This window comes from Streptomyces sp. BF23-19 (assembly GCF_041106355.1).
Lineage (GTDB): Bacteria > Actinomycetota > Actinomycetes > Streptomycetales > Streptomycetaceae > Streptomyces > Streptomyces virginiae_A.
In genome coordinates this window covers 1-17,786 of sequence record NZ_JBGBPT010000131.1, presented here as the reverse complement: position 1 = coordinate 17,786, position 17,786 = coordinate 1, and the positions used below count along the sequence as shown (strand labels likewise).

The following is a 17,786-nucleotide window of genomic DNA, read 5'->3' as shown; positions in this document are numbered from 1 at the left end:
CCCCCACCCCTCGGGCCGTCGCTGTCGTAGCCCTGCCGTGGGGCGGGGACACGCAGGAGGGTCCCCGCAGGACGAGGCGCGACCTGGGCCGTCTTGCCGGGACGTACCCGCACGCGCCGAGCCGAGGAGACCCTCGTGCGGGGCACCGCCCCACACCACCCAGCCCCGCCGGCGATTGAGGCGCCCCGCCCGGCAAGGGCAAGGTCCAGCTGAACACCACCGAGCCGCCCGCAGGGCTTCAGGCGGTGGCGTGGCGGGTCAGGAACGTGGAGACGCGGGGGGAGCGTTGGTGGGGGATGAGGGTTCCGGCCGTTTCCGCCAGCATCGAGCGGATGCGGGTGGACTGGACCTCGGCCAGGAGGTCCAGTACGCGGCCCCCCGCCCACGCGGCCTCGTCAGGGGCACCCGCGCGGGCCAGGTCGCCGGCCAGTTCGGCGGTGTAGAGGGCCACGTTGCGGGCGAAGTGCGGGTCCTGGAGGTCGGCGGCGCGGCGGGCGTGCCGGGCCGCGCGGGCGTGCTCGCCCAGGGCCGACCAGCAGCGTGCCTCCAGGAATTCCAGTTCCGCCTGGCCGAAGAAGGACATCCACTCGGGGTCGGCGTCCGACTCGCCGCGGGAGAACTCCGTGTGCGCCCGGGTCAGTGCCTCCTCGCAGGCCTTGCGGTCGGCCAGCCCCGCCCAGCCGCCCGCCTCCCGCAGCGCGAGCAGGGACAGCAGCCGTGGGGAGCCGAGGGAGCGGGCGGCGCGGCGGCCCGCCTGGGCGGCGCGTACCGCCTCGCGGGAGCGGCCGCAGTCCCGGGCCAGGAAGGCCATGTTGCTGAAGGCGTGCGCCTCCAGGCCCGCGTCCCGCGCGACCCGGGCCGTCGCCAGGGCCTCGGCGTAGTGCGAGCGGGCGTCGTCGAAGCGGCCCGAGTCGTGGGCGAGCCAGCCGACCGAGACGGCCAGCTCACCGGCGCCCGAGTGCAGCCGGTCCTCGGTGGACTGCCGGGTGGCTCCCGCGTCGAGCAGTGCGTAGGCGGTGCGCAGGGGTTCGGCGGCCCGCCGGTACAGGGCGTCGGCGCCGTGCCGGTCGTCCAGCAGGCGGATCTGGCGTACCGCGTCCTCGACGGCGGCGGCCTCGGACTCGCCGGCGCGGGAGGGGAGCCGGCGGGTGTCGCCGAGCAGGGTGAGGCTGAGCGTCGCGGCCGCCACGGTCGCGGAGCCGCCCGCCATGAACGCGCGACGCAGCACGTCGCTCTCCTTGGCACTGGAAGGGGATCGGTGGAGGGGGAGGGAGAGGGGAGCGCGTCGGCCCGAGCGGCCGCGGACGCTCTCGCGGGGGGAGAAGCCCAGGTCGGCCAGGGCGCGGCCGGGGAACATGTGGAGGAAGACCCGCTCGTAGGCGTAGTTGGGGCAGCGGATCTCGCCGGACTCGACCCGGCCGATGTAGCGCGCGTCGCAGGAAACCGTTTCTCCGATTTCCTTCGCGGCCCGGCGTACCAGGGCCGCGAACTCGGCGGGGGAGTGCTGCCCGCGCAGTCGCCGGAACGTGGAGTTGGGTGAGTGGGGGGACGCCGCCATGGACGTGACCTCTCTGGCAAGGAACGCAGCGCCGGTGCTGTGACGGGGGGTCCGGCGCGCATGAACGTACCGCCAGCGAGGGGGTGTTCATGCGATGTTTGGCTACAAAACGGATATCTCACCCGCGATCCGCCATGAACTGCCATCCTTTGCGGCGTCTTGCCACCGCACCTGTTGACGTTCCCGTGCGTTGAACCCATGCGGATACGGATCGAGGAGGGGTTCCCTTGGTGGAGGGCGGCATGGAGAGCACTGGAACGAATACCGCGTCCGAGCCCGGCGCGGCCCCGGACCTGGACCTGGTGACCGTTCCCACGCGGCAGGGGCTGGAGGCGGTGGACATCATCCGCCGGGCGGCCAGCCAGGCCGGCGGGGTCGGGCCGGTGCTGCACGACGGGTCCGGCGACACCCTCGGCTTCCTCGTCCCGTCCGGTACGGCCGACGCGTGGGACCTGCCGGGCAGTGCGTGTACGCAGACCAACGGGCGCGGTGTGCGCTTCGGAGACGCCGCCTCGCCGACCGCGGGCGCCACCGGCTGGCTGCTGCCGCCGGAGGCCGTCGGGCCGGTCACGGATCCGGACGTGCTGCGTGCGGCGCTGGGTGAGGCGGCGCGGCTGATCGAGGCCGCGGACAACTGTCGCTGACTCCCGTCACAATGGGGTGGTGGCAGGCAAGGACAGGAACAAGGGCAAGCAGCGCGGCCGGGGCGGCGCCGAGGCGGTCGTCGGGCAGGTGGACGGCGGCCGGGCGGAGCTGGAGCCGGACCGGGAGCGGGCCGGCGCCTGGACCCTGCTGATCGACGGGGCCCCGCAGTCGCATGTGGACCTGGCCGATCCCGCCCACCTGGACTTCGCGTACCAGCGGCGGATCGGCCATCTGATCGATCTCGTCGCGCCCGCCCGGCAGCCCTTGAACGTGGTGCACCTGGGTGGCGGGGCCTTCACCCTCGCCCGTTACACCGCCGCCTCCCGCCCCCGCTCCACCCAGCAGGTGGTGGAGATCGACGCCGCCCTGGTGGCCTTCGTACGGGAACACCTGCCGCTGGATCCGCAGGCGCGGGTCCGGGTCCGGGCGGTGGACGCGCGGGTGGGCCTGGCGAAGGTTCCGGACGGCTGGGCGGACCTGGTGATCGCGGACGTGTTCAGCGGGGCGCGTACCCCGGCGCACCTGACGAGCACCGAGTTCCTGGACGACGTACGGCGCGCCCTCGCGCCCACCGGGTGGTACGTGGCCAATCTGGCGGACGGTCCGCCGCTGACGCATCTGCGGAGCCAGATCGCGACGGCCGCGTCCCGGTTCGCGGAGCTGGCGCTGGCCGCCGATCCGGTGGTGTGGCGGGGGAAACGGTTCGGCAACGCCGTCCTGGTGGCGGCCGACCGGGAACTGCCCGTCGCGGAGTTCACCCGCCGGGTCGCGAGCGACCCGCACCCGGGCCGCGTCGAGCACGGTCGGGCCCTCGCGGACTTCGCGGGTGGCGCGGCCCCGGTCGCGGACGCCTCCGCGGTGGCCTCGCCGCAGCCGCCGCCCTCGGTCTTCCGGTAGCGGCTTCGCCGGTCAGGTGGGCCCGCCGGTCGTGTACCCGCCCCAGCCGGCGGAAGGACCGGCCACCCGCCGGCCGCGCTGCGCCCGCCCTCGGCCGCGCAGGGCGGTGGAGTTCCGTGCCACCTGGGCGAAGGCGTGCACGAGCCCGCTCCGGTTCGTGACGGACCACACGGGTGCCCACTGGATGTTCGGGGCGTCGGGCAGGGGCAGGTAGGTGATGCCGGGGTAGGCGAAGTACCGGGTGGAGTGCTGGTGCAGGGGGCTGACGATCTGCCCGTCGGCGACGAGGGCGAGGACCTCCTGGACGGTGCGCGCGCTCGGCCCCCGCCTGATGAGGCGTCCGTTCGGTGTCCGCCGCGGCAGCAACGCCTCCACCCAGTAGGTCGGCGCCAGGCAGCCGAGGTCGGCGACCGGGTGGTCGTCGAGGTCCTCCCACGCCACGGAGCCCAGACAGGCCAGATCGGACTCGGCGGGAACGGCGAGCACGCGCGCCTCGGTCAGTACCACCGGGCCGACGGCCAGATCGGGTTCCTGGACCGGCAGCCACAGGATCTGTACGTCGACCTCTTCGGCGCGAAGAAGGCCGAACGGGTCGCAAAGGCGGGATTCCACCAATTCGACTTCGCAGTCCGGGTGGTGTGACCGGAATTCCTCGATCAATGGCCGAATTTCATGCCCCATGGCGCCGAGGAAGCCCACCCGTAATGATCCGCGCAGCCCCTGCGCCGCTCCTTTCGCCCTCGTTATCGCCTCCTCGAACATGTCCCGCGCGTGCGAAAGGTCGTCGCGCAGCCGGCGGCCGATCGGAGTGAGGCGCACCGTCCGGGTGGTGCGTTCGAACAGGGCTGCTCCGATGGCCCGTTCCTGCCGCTTGACGACCTGGCTGACCCGGGCCTGGGAGATGTGCAGCCGCTCGGCCGTCCGTCCGAAGTGGAGCTCGTCCGCCAGTGTCAAAAAGACGTCCACATCTCGTAGTTCCAACTCCGGGCCCCCGTTTTTTGATAACTCCCGCTTATCGAACCGGACTCAGAATTTACGTAGATCCCTCTCCCGTCAACTGGCTAGTTTGAAGTCGCTCGGTCAAGTCGAATTGCCACGAAGGAGCCAGTTAGATCATGAACAAGCTCAGCAAGTTCGCCGCGGCAGCCGCTTCCGCCACCGCCCTTGTCGCCCTCGCGGGAGCCCCCGCCGAGGCGGCGGCCACGGCGTACAACACGCGCTCGGTGACCCTGACCGCGAATCCGACCTCGAGCATGGCGAACGCCTGCGTGAGCAGGGACATCTACCTGGCGACGGGGGACTACAAGTGGTCGCAGATCCTCGGTGGTGCGCGCATCCCCAACCGTGACCTCTACGTCGAGGCCGGCTGGTACACCTGGAACGACTGCATCGTCCCGTACAACGGGTACTACAACCAGCACTCCTGGCTGTCCAAGCCGGGCTCGGCGACCGCCGCCCTGGCCGACACCAACCAGCTGCACCTTTCGGGGACCTACACCTTCGGGTCGGAGCTCGCTCCGAAGTTCTGACCCGGGCCACGGCTACGTGGGAGACCCGGCCTACGACGGCGGCACCCTGCTCAAGACCCGACGGGTCCCGGCCCCACGAGCCGGTCAGGGGTCGACGAGTTCCACCATCGGCGGGTGGTCGTGCCAGGTGCAGAAGACCGACACCTCGCGGCCGTCCCGGGTGAAGGTGACCCGGATCCAGAAGTCCTGCTTCCACACCTGCATCCGCCACCCGGCCGCGGGGGTGGCCGAGACCAGCTCGGCGGAGGACGCGCCCAGGGAGAAGACCACCCGGCCGCCGGACACCGGATAGGCCTGCACCTTGCCCGTGTCCGTCCCCTGGCCTTCCGGCCGCCGGTACGGGTCCGGGCCGGCCGACGACTTCGGGGACTTCTCCGGAGAGGGCCCGGCGGTCGGTGAGGCCTCCGGCGTGGGCGACCCGGAGGGCGACGGGGACGCGGACTGCGAGGGGGACGGGGACGCCTGCGCGCTGTGCGTGGACGAGGACAGGGGATGCGTGGTCAGGGGCACCGCGAGCGGTGGATCGTAGGCCGTTCCTGACATGACGGTGTGCACGCCCCACCACGACAGCGTCACCGCCGCGCCGGTCGCCAGCATCCAGGCCATCGCATGGAGAAGTCCTCGTCGCATCAGTGCACATACTGCACCACCCGCCACAAGAGTGGCCCGACACCCCGCTGTGTCGCCCGGATGGACTACCGTGCGGGCCATGGCAAGTGTGCTCGTGGTCGAGGACGACCAGTTCGTACGTTCCGCCCTCATCCGGCACCTGACCGAGGCCTCGCACACCGTGCGGAGCGTCGGCACGGCCCTGGAGGCCCTGCGCGAGGTCGCGCACCACCGCTTCGACGTGGTCATCCTCGACCTCGGACTGCCCGACCTGGACGGGTCCGAGGCGCTCAAGATGCTGCGCGGCATCACCGACGTACCCGTGATCATCGCCACCGCGCGCGACGACGAGGCGGAGATCGTCCGGCTGCTCAACGACGGCGCCGACGACTACCTGACCAAACCCTTCTCCGTGGAGCACCTCTCGGCCCGGATGTCCGCCGTCCTGCGCCGGGCCCGGGCCGCCGCCGGTGCCGAGCCGCCCTCGCGCGTCCTGCGCGTCGGCGGGCTCGCCATCGACCCGCTGCGCCGCCAGGCCGAGCTGGACGGGGCCGTACTGGACCTCACCCGCCGGGAGTTCGACCTGCTGGCCTTCCTCGCCGGGCGGCCCGGGGTGGTCGTGGCCCGGCGTGAACTGCTCGCCGAGGTCTGGCAGCAGTCGTACGGCGACGACCAGACCATCGACGTCCACCTGTCCTGGCTGCGCCGCAAACTCGGCGAGACCGCCGCCCGGCCGCGCTACCTGCACACGCTGCGGGGGGTCGGGGTCAAGCTGGAGCCGCCCCGGTGAGCGCGCGATGAGATGGGCGCTCGTCAAGGTGTGCCTCGCGGTCACGGCCATGGTGGTCGTGGCCTTCGCCGTCCCCCTCGGCCTCGTCGTCCAGGAGATGGCCAGCGACCGGGCCTTCTCCAACGCCGAGCGGCAGGCCGCCAGCATCGGGCCGACGCTGTCCATCACCACCGACCCCGTGCAGTTGCAGAAGGCCGTGGAGTCCACCCAGATGGGTGCCGCCCGGCGGATGGCCGTCCACGTGCCCGCGCTCGGCGACAGCCCGCCGGTGGACATCGGCCGGGGCCGGGCCGGCGAGCGCGCCGTCGCGGAGACCCGCCGGATGGGGCGGGGGACGACGGCCAAGGTCTCGGGCGGCGGCTCGGCGTTGCTCCAGCCGACCGCGCTCGGGTCCGGGGACATCGCCGTGGTGGAGATCTTCGTACCGGAGAGCGAGGTCAGCAACGGCGTCGCGACGGCCTGGCTGGTGCTCGCGGGCGTCGGGCTGGCCCTGATCGTCGGCTCGGTCGGGGTCGCCGACCGGCTCGGCGCCCGGCTGGTCCGGCCGGCCGAACGGCTCGCGGACGCGGCCCACCAGCTCGGTGAGGGCAGGCTCGGCGCGCGGGTGCCCGAGGACGGGCCGAAGGAACTCCGGTCGGCGGCCGCCGCGTTCAACGCGATGGCGGACCAGGTCGTCGAGCTCCTCGCCAACGAGCGGGAACTGGCCGCCGACCTCTCGCACCGGCTGCGGACCCCGCTGACCGTGCTGCGGCTCAACACGGCCTCGCTCGGCGACGGTCCGGCCGCCGAACAGACCCGGGCCGCCGTGGAGCAGCTGGAGCGCGAGGTCGACACGATCATCCGTACCGCCCGGGAGCAGCGCCCGGCCACCGGTCCGGGATCCGGGGCGGGCGCGGGCTGCGACGCCTCCGAGGTGATCCGCGACCGGATGGCCTTCTGGTCGGCGCTCGCGGAGGACGAGGGCCGCGAGGTGCGGCTCGCGGGCGTGGACCGTACGGTACGGATCCCCGTGGCGCGGCCCGAACTCGCCGCAGCCCTCGACGCCATGCTCGGCAACGTCTTCCGGCACACCCCCGAGGGCACCCCCTTCTCGGTGGACGTGCACGACGCCTCCGACGCGGTCATCGTGCTCGTCTCGGACGCCGGCCCCGGCATCGCCGACCCGGACGCGGCCCTGCGCCGCGGCAACGACGGCGGCCGCGACGGGTCGACGGGACTCGGCCTGGACATCGTGCGGCGGGTCGCGGAGTCGACCGGCGGCGACGTACGGCTGGGCCGCTCGGTGCTCGGCGGGACCGAGGTCCGGGTCTGGATCGGCCTGGACGGCCGGAGCCTCGGCGGCCCCGGCGCGGGGCGCGCCGGGCGCGGCCGACGCGGCAACCGACGTAACCGGGGGCGCGCCTAGCAGGCGCGATGTCGCCGTCTCGGTACGGTCCGCGGCATGGACACCCTCATCTTCGGCGGGCTCCTCGCCACGCTGGTCGCCCTGTACCGGGGCGCGTCCCGGACGGTCGTGCTCGGTGCGTGGTGGGCGGTGCTGATCGCCGTCACCCTGCTGACGGCCCACCACATCACCAGCGGTCTCGCGCTGAAGCTGAGCTACTGACCGTGGCCGCGGCGATGCACAGCCTCGTGCCGGACGCCCCGCCGGAGAGCGGTCTGCTGGGCCGGGCCCAGTACTGGTTCGCCTGCTTCTTCGCCTTCGGCTGGACGTGTGTCGTCCTGGGCGGCCTCTACCACCAGTTCGGGCTGGGGCAGATCCCGTGCCCGCTGTGCGTCGCGCAGCGGATGTTCATGCTGCTGGTGGCCCTGGGCGCGGCGTACATCATCCGCGCGGCGCTGATCAGCGGCACGGTGACGGCCCGCGTCTACATGACCGGCTGGGGGATGTCCCTGGTCGCGGCGATCGGGGGCTCCTTCGCGTCCTGGCGGCAGACCACGCTGCACATCCTGCCGGGGGCCAAGGGGTACGGGAGCGAGGTGTTCGGCCTGCACCTGTACGTGTGGGCGTGGATCCTCTTCCAGCTCTCGGTGGTCGGCGTCGGCGTCGCCCTGGCCTTCGCCCATGTGACGGCCGACCGTGCGGTCCCGGCGGTCCGCCCGGGGGCACTGCGTACGGCGGGCATGTGCGCGCTGTGGTTCCTGGGCATGGTGATCGCGGTGAACCTGCTGGCGGTCTTCCTGGAGGAGGGCCTCCACTGGTTCCTCCCGGACGACCCGAAGAGGTACCGATTCTTCTACGATCTCGGGATCCTGGGCTGACCGGGCTTCGCGTGAAGGGACTTCCGCAGTGCGCTTCGCAGTCTTCGGCACCGGCGTGGTGGGTCGTACGGTGGCCGCAAAGCTCGTCTCCCTGGGGCACGACGTACTCCTCGGCACCCGGGACCCCGCCGCCACGCTGGCCCGGACCGAACCGGCCGGTACCGGAGCCCCGGTCGCTCCGTACGCCGCCTGGCAGGCCGAGCATCCCCGGGTGGGGCTCGCGACCTTCGCGGAAGCCGCCCGCTCGGCCGAGGTCCTCGTCAACGCCACCGGCGGCCGGGTCAGTGTCGACGTGCTGACCTCGGTGGGCACCGAGCACCTGGACGGCAAGGTGCTCATCGACCTCGCCAACCCGCTGGACTTCTCGGGCGGGTGGCCGCCCGTGCTCGACCCGGGCAACAGCGACAGCCTGGGCGAGCTGCTCCAGCGGACCTTCCCGGGCGTGCGGGTGGTCAAGACCCTGAACACCATGAACTGCGCGGTGATGGTCGACCCGGCCCGGGTGGCCGGCGACCACGACGTCTTCCTGTCCGGGGACGACGAGGAGGCCAAGGCGAGCGTGCGCGAGCTGCTGCACTCCTTCGGGTGGCCGCAGGCGAACATCCTCGACCTCGGCGGGATCCGGACCGCGCGGGGCGTGGAGATGCTGCTGCCGATCTGGTTGTCGCTGACGGGACGGCTGGGGCACGCCGACTTCAACTTCCACGTCCAGGGCGCCTGACGGCGCCCCGGGCCCCGGCCCGGACGGGGGCGCATATGTTGCCGCGCCCCCGGTCCGCGCGGAGGGTGGGCGTGACGGAAGGAGCCACGCATGAGAGTCATGCTCAGGGCGCACATGGACACGGCCGCCACCAACGAGGGCATCACGACCGGCGCCCTGCCCCAGGCGATCAAGACCTTGATGGAACGGGTGAAGCCGGAGGCCGCCTACTTCGGCCTGCACGAGGGCGTGCGCTCCTGCTGGATGGTCTTCGACCTGCAGGACAGCGCGCAGATGCCGCCGCTGATGGAGGACCTGTTCCTGCAGTTCAACGCCGAGGTCGAGGTCGCTCCGGTGATGAACGCCGAGGAGCTGGCGAGGGGCCTGGCGGCGATGGGGAACCGGTCCTGAGCGACCCACGAGCGACTCCTGCGTGACTCATGGGCGACTCCTGAGCGGCCCTCCTACTGGACGCTGAAGCCGTGCGGGTGGGACGGGTCCCGGGGGCAGGCGAAGACGTTGAGCTTGCCGTGGTTGCCGACGACGACCCCCGTCGGGCTCATCGGTCCGTCCTCCAGCGGGATCCAGCTCGTCCGGTCCGCCTGCCACTCGGTCGTCGCGACGGTCAGCAGCAGCTCCATCGGGCACCCGCAGGCTTCGCAGTCCATGGTTCCGGGCCCGGTGAGGTTCCAGGCCGCGTGCCCGCCGACCTTCCAGCCCGGGGCGACGGACAGGTCGCACTGGTAGGTCGGCAGCCAGGGCCCGTCGCCGTCCTCCTCCGCTTCCTCCCCGGCCTCGTAGGCGGCCTCCTCCTGGGCGTCCTCCCACTCCTCGACCGCCGCTCCCAGTTCCCCGGTGAGCAGCTCGATGTACGGGTACTCGGTGATCTGCTCCGGGTGCAGCACGCAGGGCTCGGGCAGGTACCCGTCGAATCCGACGGCTCCGGGCGCCGGCCGCTCGGCCGCCGGCTCGCGGACCTCCGCCGCCCGGCGCCACCGCAGGTGCGTGTACATCCCGTATCCGGTGGGCCCGTGGGCGTCGAAGGGGCACCACAACACCTGCAGCAGATCGCAGCCGTCCGGGCCGGCCGGCAGGTCCGGCACGTCCCGGGCGTGGAGCTGGGCCAGGGCGACCAGCGGCAGCGGTCCCGGTCCGGGGGCGCGCCGGTGCGGGGTCGTGCACACCGGCCAGGGTTCGTCGGCGGGCCACAGCAGCGGCCCTCCTACGTGGCTGTCGTGCGGGCCGGGCGTGCCGGGGCGCGGGTGCAGCCGGGTCGCGGTGCGGCGGTGGGCGGCCAGGGTCGGGAAGAGGGACTCCACGTCCAGGGGGCGCGGGGGCGTGGTGCGGCCGGGCCGGTCACTCGCGCGCATCGTCGTCCCCGGTGGTGGGGCCCTCGGTGAGGGAGTCGATCCAGCGTTCCAGGCGGTGGGCCTCGGCGGTCATCAGGTCCGGGTCGCGGAAGGTGTTGGTGAGCAGCGAGATGCCCTGGTAGGAGGCGATCAGGGCGACGGCCAGCTCGCGGGCGTCGGCGCGGCCCATCGCGCGGAACTGCTGCTCGGCCCAGTCGAGGAGGGCCCGCATGACGGTGGCGATCGACCGGTCGAGGCCGTCGGCGCGCTTGTCGAGTTCGGAGGCGAGGGTGCCGGTGGGGCAGCCGTATCTGGCGGTGAGCTCGCGCTGTTCGACCCAGCCGGCCAGCAGGGCCTTCAACCGCTCTGCGGGGGCGGGGAGTTCGTCGAGCGCGGCGATCATTCCCCGGAGGTTCTCGGCCTGCGCGCCGATCGCGGCCTCGACGAGATCGTCCTTGGTCTTGAAGTAGTAGTAGACGTTGCCCACCGGGACCTCGGCCGCCTGGGCGATGTCCGCGAGCGTGGTCTGGGCGACGCCCTGGGCGTGGAGGACCTGCGCCGCGGCGGTCGCCAGCCGTTCCCGCTTGCCGGACGTCCGCCGGACCTTCTTTGAGTCAGTCACCTGACTGACTCTAGACGAGTGATCGGGAAGGGGCTATGGTCGTAACTAAGTCAGCCGACTAACTTATCAGGGGGAACATCATGATCGTAGTGACGGGCGCGACCGGGAACGTGGGACAGGAACTCGTACGGATCCTCGTCGACCGCGACGAGCGCGTCACCGCCGTCTCCCGGCGGCCGGCGCACATGCCCGAAGGGGTCCGCCACCACCAGGGCGACCTCGCCGAGCCGCAAGGCCTCGGCCCCGCGCTCGAAGGGGCCGACGCGCTGTTCCTGCTCGTCGCCGGCGAGGACCCGCAGGGCATCCTGGAGCGGGCGGCGGCCGCCGGGATCCGCCGGGTCGTCCTGCTCTCGTCCCAGGGAGTCGGGACCCGCCCGGAGGTGTACGCCCACCCCGCGCGGTTCGAGGACGCCGTCCGCCGCAGCGGCCTGGAGTGGACGATCCTGCGCTCCGGCGGCCTCGACTCCAACGCCTACGCCTGGGCCGAGAGCATCCGTACGCACCGCACGGCCGCCGCGCCGTTCGGCGACGTCGGGCTCCCGACCATCGACCCGGCGGACATCGCCGAGGTCGCGGCCGCGGTCCTGCGCGAACCGGGCCACGCGGGCCGGACCTATGAGCTCAACGGGCCCGCCCCGGTCACCCCGAGGGAGCGGGCCGAGGCGATCGGTGCGGCCCTGGGCGAGCCCGTCCGCTTCGTCGAGCAGACCCGGGAGGAGGCCCGCGCCCAGATGCTGACCTTCATGCCCGAGCCGGTCGTGGAGGGCACCCTCGCGATCCTCGGCGAACCCCTGCCCGCCGAACTGGAGCCGAGCTCCGCCGTGCGCGAGATCCTCGGCCGGGCGCCGCGCCCCTTCGCGGACTGGGCGGCCCGCTCGGCCCCGGCCTTCCGCTAGGACAGTCCTTAGGCCATCCCGTCCAGGCCGGTCTCGTCCCCGTAGGTGAGGAAGCTCCCCTTCCGAGCCAGGCGGGCGTACCAGTGGGCGCTGGAGCGGGGGGTGCGGGCCTGGGTCTCGTAGTCGACCCGCACGATGCCGAAGCGCTTGCTGTACCCGTAGGACCACTCGAAGTTGTCCATCAGCGACCAGAGGAAGTAGCCCTCCACCGGGGCGCCGTCCGCCAAGGCGCGGTGGACGGACGCGAGATGGGCCTCCAGGTAGCCGATGCGTTGCGGGTCGTGCAGGTCCGGGGCGTACGCGGCGCCGTTCTCGGTGACCAGCAGCGGCAGCCCGGGCGCCTCCCGGGTGAAGCGCATCAGCAGGTCGTACAGGCCGGTGGGGTCGATCGACCAGCCCATGTCGGTCCGCTCGCCCGGGGGTTGGTGGAAGGCGACCGAATCCGCCGCGGGCCAGGGGGAGTGCGCCGTCGCCCCATGGCCGTCGGCGCGCGGGCCGGTCCCGTCGGGGGCGGCCGAGACCACCGCCGGCGTGTAGTAGTTCACCCCCAGGAAGTCCAACGGCTGGTGGATCAGCGCCTCGTCGCCGTGGCGGACGAAGGACCAGTCCGTCACGGCGGCGGTGTCCGCGAGCAGGTCCTGCGGGTAGGCCCCGTGCAGCAGCGGGCCGGTGAAGACCCGGTTGGCCAGGGCGTCGATCCGGCGGGCCGCGTCCGCGTCGGCCGCCGAGCCGGTCAGCGGCCGTACCGCGCTGGGGTTGAGCGCGATACCGGCCCGGGTTCCGGCCGGCAGGGTCGCCGCGGCCAGTCCGTGGGCCAGGTTGAGGTGGTGGGCGGCGCGCAGCGAGTCGGCGGGGGAGGTGCGGCCGGGGGCGTGCACCCCCGAGGCGTAGCCGAGGAAGGCGCTGCACCAGGGCTCGTTGAGGGTGGTCCAGAGCTCCACCCGGTCGGCCAGCGCCGCCGTGACCTGCTCGGCGTACCGGGCGAAGGCATAGGCCGTCTCCCGCTCGGGCCAGCCGCCCGCGCTCTCCAGCTCCTGCGGCAGGTCCCAGTGGTACAGGGTCACGCAGGGCCGGATCCCGTACGAGAGCAGCTCGTCGACCAACGCGTCGTAGAAACCGATCCCGCCGGCGAGGACCCGCGGCCAGGACACCGAGAACCGGTAGGCGCCGAGCCCGAGCGAGGCCATCAGGCGGACGTCCTCCCGCCACAGCCGGTGGTGGTCGACGGCGACGTCGCCCGTGTCACCGCCGTGCACCTTGCCCGGCGTACGGCAGAAGGTGTCCCAGATGGAGGGCCCGCGCAGGCTCGCGGCGCCCTCGATCTGGAAGGCAGCCGTGGCCGTTCCCCACAGGAACCCGTCGGGGAACCGCAGTTCCCGCGCGCCGGCGTCCGTGTGCGGGTCCGCGCCGCCGGCTTCGGCGTTCGTGTTCGTGTGCGTCATCCCTTGACCGCTCCTTGCATGATGCCGCCGACGATCTGCCGGCCGAAGACGAGGAACACCAGCAGCAGCGGGAGCGTGCCCAGCAGCGCACCCGCCATGATCACCGACTGGTCGGGGATGTAGCCCCGGCCCAGCCCGGTCAGAGCCACCTGCACCGTCGGGCTGCCGTTCTGCGTCAGCGCGACGATCGGCCAGAAGAAGTCGTTCCAGGCCATGACGAAGGTCAGCATCCCCAGCACGGCCATCGCGGGCCGGGCGGCGGGGAACACCACGTGCCACAGCACCCGCAGCGAACTCGCCCCGTCCGTGCGCGCCGCCTCCACCAGCTCCATCGGCAGCGCGTGCACCAGGTACTGGCGCATGAAGAACACCCCGAACGCACCCACCAGCGTCGGCAGGATCACCGCCTGGAGCCGGTCGGTCCAGGACAGCTTCGCGATCAGCATGTACAGCGGCACCACGCTCAGCTGCGGCGGGATCAGCATCGTCGCGATCACCAGCGCCAGCAGCGGCCGGCTGCCGCGGAAGCGGAGCTTGGCGAAGGCGAACCCGGCGAGGGTGGAGAAGAACACGGTGCCCGCGGCGACCGTGCCCGCCACGATCACCGTGTTCAGCAGGGCCGTCCCCATGTTGGCGTCGGTCCACGCGACCTGGAGGTTGCGCCCCAGGTTCCCGCCGAACCAGAACGGCGGCGGGGTCTGCGCCAGGCGCGTATTGCTACGGGAGGCCGCGATCGCCGTCCACACCAGGGGGAAGAGCGAACCGGCCGTGAACAGGGCCAGCACCACGTACGTGAGCCGGCCCGCGCGCAGTGCCCTCATCGGGTCTCCTTCCGTCCGCGCAGCAACCGCGCCGCCCCGGCGATCAGCAGCAGGATCAGGAACATCGCCCACGCGATCGCCGAGGCCCGCCCGAGGTGCAGGTTCACCCAGCCCTGCTCGTACAGGTACAGCCCGAGCGTCTGGAACTGGTGGTCCGAGCCGCCCGTCGCGCCCGCCCCGCCGTTGAACAGCAGCGGCTCGCCGAACAGCTGGGTCGCCCCGATCGTCGACACCACACAGGTGAAGAAGATCGTCGGCCGCAGCGAGGGCACGGTGACGTGGAGGAACTGCTGGAAGCGCGAGGCCCCGTCCAACGCGGCGGACTCGTACAGCTCGGCCGGCACGGCCTGCATGGCCGCCAGGTAGATCAGCGCGTTGTAGCCGGTCCACCGCCAGATCACGATGGTGGAGACCGCGAACTGGGAGGCGAAGGTGCCGTTCTGCCAGTCGACCGCGTCGAAACCGACCGCCGACAGCGCCCAGTTGACCATCCCGTAGTCCCGACCGAAGAGCAGCACGAAGACGAGCGTGGCCGCCGCCACCGAGGTCGCGTACGGGGTGAGCACCGCGACCCGGAAGAAGGCGGAGCCCCGCAGCCGGTAGTTGAGCAGATGGGCCAGGCCCAGCGCGATCGCCAGCTGCGGCACCGTGGACAGCAACCCGATGGTCACCGTGTTGCGGAGCGCGTTCCAGAAGAACTCGTCGTCCCACAGCCGGGTGAAGTTGCGCAGCCCCACCCACGTCATGCTGTCGGGATCGGTCAGCTCCACCTGGTGCAGCGAGGCCCAGCCCGTGTAGAGCAGCGGGAACAGCCCGAAGGCGGCGAAGAAGAGGAAGAAGGGCGCCACGAAGGCGTACGGGCTCCAGCGCAGGTCCCAGCGGTAGCGGCGTGAGCGCCACACCTGACCCGGCCGGCTCCGGCCGCCCCCTTCCGCCGCCGGCCGCTCCGGGCCGACGGCGAAAGGGGACAGGACAGCCGTCTCGTCCGTCACCGGTGCCTCACTGGTCCAAGGCGTTGTCGATCGCCTTCACCGCGGCCTCCCAGCCCTCCTGCGGGCTGCGGCCCTTCTGGTCGACCTGCAGCATCCCGATGTCCGCCAGGTTCTGCGCGATCACCAGGTCCTTCGGGCCGACCGCCGCCACCGGCACGCCCTCGGCCGCCTTCGCGAAGATCTCGCCGATCGGGGCGCCGCCGAAGTACGCGTGCTGCGCGCCCGACACGGTCGGCAGCTTGTACGCGGCGCTCGCGCTCGGGAAACTTCCCCGCTTCTCGAAGAGCTTCGCCTGCTGCGCCGGGGCCGTCAGCCAGGCCGCCAGCTTCGCGGCCGCCTCGGCCTGCTTGCCCGCCTTCGGCACCACCAGGAAGGACCCGCCCCAGTTGCTGGGCTTCGGCGCCTGCGCCACGTCCCACTTGTCCTTGCCCGCCGGGCCCGCCTTGTCCTGGATGTAGCCGAGCATCCAGGCCGGGCAGGAGAGGGTGGCGAAGTTGCCGTTGGAGAAGCCCTGGTCCCAGGCCGGGGTGAACTGCTGCAGCTTGGCGCTCAGACCGTCGGTGGCGAAGGAGGCCGCCAGGTCGAAGGCCCCGCGCACCGCCGGGTTGGTCTTGTAGACGACCTTGCCCTGGTCGTCGTAGAACCGCTGGGCGCTGCTGCCGGTCACCGCCGCCATCACACCCGACGCCGAGTCCACGAAGGCCTTCCCCCCGCCGGCCTTCGCCTTGTACGTCCGGCCCACCTCCAGGTACTTGTTCCAGTCGCCCGCCCACAGCGCCCCGACCGCCGCCCGGTCGCTGGGCAGCCCGGCCGCCTCGAAGAGGTCCTTGCGGTAGCAGATGCCCTGCGGACCGATGTCCGTGCCGAGGCCGACCGTGGCCCCGCCCTTGGCCGCGCTCGCCGTGCCCTGGGCCCACTTCCAGGGCAGGTACGCGGCCTTGTCCACACCGGGGGCCTTGGCCAGGTCCACCAGCTTGTCGGCCTGGGTGGCGGTGATCTCGGCGATGTTGTTGACCTCGACGGCCTGGATGTCGGCGAGCCCGCTGCCCGTGCCCAGGTGGGTGAGGAGCTGGGGGTAGTAGTTCTCGTTCCGCTCGATGGAGGTCTGCTCGATGCGGATCCCGGGATTCTGCGCCATGTACTCGTCGTAGAGTCCGGCCTCCTTGAGGCCGAAGGCCCCGAAGACGCCGACGGTGAGGGTGGTTCGGGCGGCGCCGCCGGACGCGCCGGAGGTCGGCGCGCCCTTCCCGGCGTCCTCCTCGGGGTCCTGGGCGCACCCCGCGAGCAGCAGGGCGGCCGCCCCGAGCGCGGTGACGGTCGTGAGGAGGGTTCTTCGGGCTCGGGCTCGGGTTCGGACGCTCATGGGCTTCCTCCCTGAAGGACGGAACGTGCCAGGTGTCGTGTGACACAGTGTGGGAGCGCTCCCACAGTCGTCAAGAGGTAGATTCACAACCGGGAGGAAGCCATGAACGGGCACGGGCGCAGTGGGGGACGACCGACCCTGGAGGAGGTCGCGGCGCGCGCCGGAGTCGGGCGCGGCACGGTCTCCCGGGTGATCAACGGATCCTCCAAGGTCAGCGAGCACACCAGGGTCGCCGTCGAGGCGGCCGTGGCCGAGCTGGGGTACGTACCGAACCGCGCCGCGCGGGCCCTCGCGGCCAACCGCACGGACGCCATCGCCCTGGTGATCCCCGAACCCGAGGCCCGCTTCTTCGCCGAGCCCTACTTCTCCGAAGTGGTCCGCGGAGTCGGTGCCGAGCTCGCCGACACCGAGGTCCAGCTCGTCCTCACCCTGGCGGGCAGCGACCGGGAGCGCCGCCGCCTCGCCCAGTACCTGTCCGGGCACCGCGTCGACGGGGTGCTGCTCGTCTCCGTCCACGCCGGGGACCCGCTGCCGGAGCTGCTGGCCGAGCTGGGCATCCCGACGGTGATCAGCGGGCGCCGTTCCGCCGGCGAGACCCTGCCCTGCGTGGACTCCGACAACCTGGCGGGCGCGGCCGAGGCCGTACGCCACCTCCTCGACCGGGGTCGGCGCACCATCGCCACCATCACCGGCCCGCCGGACGTGTACGGGGCCCAGTGTCGCCTCGACGGCTACCGGCAGGCCCTGGCGGCCGCCGCCCGTCCCGTCGACGAGCTGTTGATCGCGGTCGGCGACTTCACCGAGGAGGGCGGCCGGCGGGCCATGCGCGAGCTGCTGGAGCGCCACCCCGGGCTCGACGCGGTCTTCGCCGCCTCGGACGTCATGGCGGCGGGCGCCGGGCGGGAGCTGCGCGCGGCCGGCCGCCGGATTCCGCGGGACGTGGCGCTGGTCGGCTTCGACGACTCGGTGGTGGCCCGGCACATGGACCCGCCGCTGACCAGCGTGCGGCAGCCGATCGAGGAGATGGGGCGGACCATGACGCGGATGCTGCTGGGGAGGATCGCCGGGGAGGCCGGCGAGGCGGCGGCCGTCCTGCCGAACCGGCTGGTGGTCCGGGAGTCGTCCTGACGGACCGGACCGGACCGGACCGCACCGGACCGGACCGCACCGGACCGGACCGGACCGCACCGGACCGGACCGGACCGCACCGGACCGGACCGGACCGGACGGGTCCGGACGGGTCCGGACGGGTCCGTCAGACGGAAGGCCCCGCTCATGCAGAAGGCCCCGGTCCGCTTTCGCGAACCGGGG

At 72.7% G+C, this 17,786-nt stretch carries 20 protein-coding genes; 11 read left to right on the top strand and 9 right to left on the bottom strand.

Going from position 1 to position 17,786, the window contains the following annotated elements:
* Positions 1-238 precede the first annotated feature (238 nt).
* The gene (locus AB8A24_RS40820; RefSeq protein WP_369479023.1) at positions 239-1,558 is read right to left on the bottom strand and encodes a tetratricopeptide repeat protein; all 1,320 of its coding nucleotides are present in this window, start codon (positions 1,556-1,558) and stop codon (positions 239-241) included.
* A gap of 242 nt (positions 1,559-1,800) precedes the next feature.
* Here AB8A24_RS40820 and AB8A24_RS40815 point away from each other — a divergent pair, with 242 nt between their 5' ends.
* Together AB8A24_RS40815 and AB8A24_RS40810 are read left to right on the top strand one after the other, a co-directional pair.
* Positions 1,801-2,202 (top strand): hypothetical protein, encoded by a 402-nt coding sequence (locus AB8A24_RS40815; RefSeq protein WP_030716195.1) that lies wholly within the window; start codon positions 1,801-1,803, stop codon positions 2,200-2,202.
* Between the two features lie 19 nt (positions 2,203-2,221).
* The gene (locus AB8A24_RS40810; RefSeq protein ID WP_328963273.1) at positions 2,222-3,100 is read left to right on the top strand and encodes a fused MFS/spermidine synthase; all 879 of its coding nucleotides are present in this window, start codon (positions 2,222-2,224) and stop codon (positions 3,098-3,100) included.
* 12 nt (positions 3,101-3,112) lie between these two features.
* Here the strand turns inward: AB8A24_RS40810 and AB8A24_RS40805 are convergent, their stop codons facing one another.
* Positions 3,113-4,066, bottom strand: a complete 954-nt coding sequence (locus AB8A24_RS40805; protein WP_328963274.1) for a LysR substrate-binding domain-containing protein — start codon at positions 4,064-4,066, stop codon at positions 3,113-3,115.
* 149 nt (positions 4,067-4,215) lie between these two features.
* On the opposite strand from AB8A24_RS40805, the gene AB8A24_RS40800 reads away from it, so the two are divergent.
* Entirely contained in the window at positions 4,216-4,629 is a 414-nt protein-coding gene (locus tag AB8A24_RS40800) for a hypothetical protein (RefSeq protein WP_369479022.1), read from the top strand.
* Between the two features lie 84 nt (positions 4,630-4,713).
* On the opposite strand, the gene AB8A24_RS40795 is transcribed toward AB8A24_RS40800, so the two are convergent.
* Entirely contained in the window at positions 4,714-5,259 is a 546-nt protein-coding gene (locus tag AB8A24_RS40795) for a hypothetical protein (RefSeq protein WP_328963276.1), read from the bottom strand.
* Positions 5,260-5,338: 79 nt separating this feature from the next.
* Between AB8A24_RS40795 and AB8A24_RS40790 the strand changes: the two genes are divergently transcribed.
* From AB8A24_RS40790 to AB8A24_RS40765, 6 genes are all read left to right on the top strand, one after another.
* Positions 5,339-6,028: a response regulator transcription factor gene (locus AB8A24_RS40790; RefSeq protein WP_030010722.1), complete on the top strand. Its 690-nt coding sequence runs from the start codon at positions 5,339-5,341 to the stop codon at positions 6,026-6,028.
* A gap of 7 nt (positions 6,029-6,035) precedes the next feature.
* The gene (locus tag AB8A24_RS40785) at positions 6,036-7,433 is read left to right on the top strand and encodes a HAMP domain-containing sensor histidine kinase (protein ID WP_328963277.1); all 1,398 of its coding nucleotides are present in this window, start codon (positions 6,036-6,038) and stop codon (positions 7,431-7,433) included.
* Positions 7,434-7,469: 36 nt separating this feature from the next.
* Entirely contained in the window at positions 7,470-7,634 is a 165-nt protein-coding gene (locus tag AB8A24_RS40780; RefSeq protein WP_167745558.1) for a DUF5993 family protein, read from the top strand.
* Positions 7,635-7,636: 2 nt separating this feature from the next.
* Positions 7,637-8,290, top strand: coding sequence for a disulfide bond formation protein B (locus tag AB8A24_RS40775; RefSeq protein WP_369479021.1), 654 nt, complete (start codon positions 7,637-7,639; stop codon positions 8,288-8,290).
* A 28-nt stretch (positions 8,291-8,318) separates the two neighbouring features.
* Entirely contained in the window at positions 8,319-9,011 is a 693-nt protein-coding gene (locus tag AB8A24_RS40770; protein ID WP_328963279.1) for an NAD(P)-binding domain-containing protein, read from the top strand.
* 90 nt (positions 9,012-9,101) lie between these two features.
* Positions 9,102-9,401: a hypothetical protein gene (locus tag AB8A24_RS40765; protein ID WP_266391627.1), complete on the top strand. Its 300-nt coding sequence runs from the start codon at positions 9,102-9,104 to the stop codon at positions 9,399-9,401.
* A 53-nt stretch (positions 9,402-9,454) separates the two neighbouring features.
* On the opposite strand, the gene AB8A24_RS40760 is transcribed toward AB8A24_RS40765, so the two are convergent.
* Both AB8A24_RS40760 and AB8A24_RS40755 read right to left on the bottom strand, forming a co-directional pair.
* Positions 9,455-10,360 (bottom strand): hypothetical protein, encoded by a 906-nt coding sequence (locus tag AB8A24_RS40760; RefSeq protein ID WP_369479020.1) that lies wholly within the window; start codon positions 10,358-10,360, stop codon positions 9,455-9,457.
* Complete coding sequence (locus tag AB8A24_RS40755; protein ID WP_328963281.1) at positions 10,347-10,961, bottom strand: TetR/AcrR family transcriptional regulator; 615 nt, start codon at positions 10,959-10,961, stop codon at positions 10,347-10,349. Before AB8A24_RS40755 ends, AB8A24_RS40760 begins: the two co-directional genes overlap by 14 nt.
* Before the next feature lie 80 nt (positions 10,962-11,041).
* Between AB8A24_RS40755 and AB8A24_RS40750 the strand changes: the two genes are divergently transcribed.
* On the top strand, positions 11,042-11,857 hold the full coding sequence (locus AB8A24_RS40750) for an SDR family oxidoreductase (protein WP_369479019.1): 816 nt from the start codon (positions 11,042-11,044) through the stop codon (positions 11,855-11,857).
* A gap of 8 nt (positions 11,858-11,865) precedes the next feature.
* Here the strand turns inward: AB8A24_RS40750 and AB8A24_RS40745 are convergent, their stop codons facing one another.
* From AB8A24_RS40745 to AB8A24_RS40730, 4 genes are all read right to left on the bottom strand, one after another.
* Complete coding sequence (locus tag AB8A24_RS40745; protein WP_328963283.1) at positions 11,866-13,299, bottom strand: GH1 family beta-glucosidase; 1,434 nt, start codon at positions 13,297-13,299, stop codon at positions 11,866-11,868.
* The gene (locus AB8A24_RS40740) at positions 13,296-14,120 is read right to left on the bottom strand and encodes a carbohydrate ABC transporter permease (RefSeq protein ID WP_078909406.1); all 825 of its coding nucleotides are present in this window, start codon (positions 14,118-14,120) and stop codon (positions 13,296-13,298) included. The genes AB8A24_RS40745 and AB8A24_RS40740 overlap by 4 nt, the downstream gene beginning before the upstream one ends.
* The gene (locus AB8A24_RS40735) at positions 14,117-15,022 is read right to left on the bottom strand and encodes a carbohydrate ABC transporter permease (RefSeq protein WP_266392899.1); all 906 of its coding nucleotides are present in this window, start codon (positions 15,020-15,022) and stop codon (positions 14,117-14,119) included. Before AB8A24_RS40735 ends, AB8A24_RS40740 begins: the two co-directional genes overlap by 4 nt.
* Before the next feature lie 97 nt (positions 15,023-15,119).
* On the bottom strand, positions 15,120-16,475 hold the full coding sequence (locus AB8A24_RS40730) for an ABC transporter substrate-binding protein (RefSeq protein WP_369479018.1): 1,356 nt from the start codon (positions 16,473-16,475) through the stop codon (positions 15,120-15,122).
* Positions 16,476-16,577: 102 nt separating this feature from the next.
* Here AB8A24_RS40730 and AB8A24_RS40725 point away from each other — a divergent pair, with 102 nt between their 5' ends.
* Entirely contained in the window at positions 16,578-17,603 is a 1,026-nt protein-coding gene (locus tag AB8A24_RS40725) for a LacI family DNA-binding transcriptional regulator (protein ID WP_369479017.1), read from the top strand.
* Positions 17,604-17,786 lie beyond the last annotated feature (183 nt).